Source organism: Mesorhizobium sp. M1E.F.Ca.ET.063.01.1.1 (assembly GCF_003998155.1).
GTDB lineage: Bacteria > Pseudomonadota > Alphaproteobacteria > Rhizobiales > Rhizobiaceae > Mesorhizobium.
In genome coordinates, this window is sequence record NZ_RZSC01001560.1 from 1 (window position 1) to 487 (window position 487).

A 487-nucleotide genomic window follows, 5' to 3' on the forward strand; every position below is an offset into this window, starting at 1 on the left:
AGGTATAGCCGTCCGTCACAATGTTCCTTTCGCCAAAAGCCTGCACGACCTTGGGGTCGGCGATTTCGGCCCATTCGGGCGGCGCGACCATCAGCGTGCCGGCGGCATAGGGCACATCTCCGGGCGGGGCGCGCAGATTTTCGCCGCCGGCGAAGGTGATGCCGGCACCGAGCTGGGCTGCGTCGCGCCCCATGATGGCGATGTCGTCGCCGTCGCCGCCGGCGAACACCTTGGTCGCGCCTGCCTTCTTCAGCCGGCCGATGAGCCCGATCTGATTGTCGAGCTGCGGCCGGAACGTGTCGACGAAGACCGGCTTCAGCGCTGCCTGCTCGGCGGCCGCGCGGCGACGACGAACGCAATGCGGTGGCCACGATCCTCACCCGGCTCTGGCAGAACGAATTGTTCGCCATTGTCGATGACGGCACCATTTATGGCCGCGAGATCGCCGAGACCTTACGCGCGGCCGCCGAGCAGGCAGCGCTGAAGC

The 487-nt window shown here is 67.1% G+C and carries 1 pseudogene; it reads right to left on the bottom strand.

From position 1 onward, the window contains the following. Nucleotides 1-343 (bottom strand): annotated as a pseudogene (locus EOA29_RS39780) (ABC transporter substrate-binding protein); the annotation flags it as partial. Between the last annotated feature and the right edge of the window lie 144 nt (nt 344-487).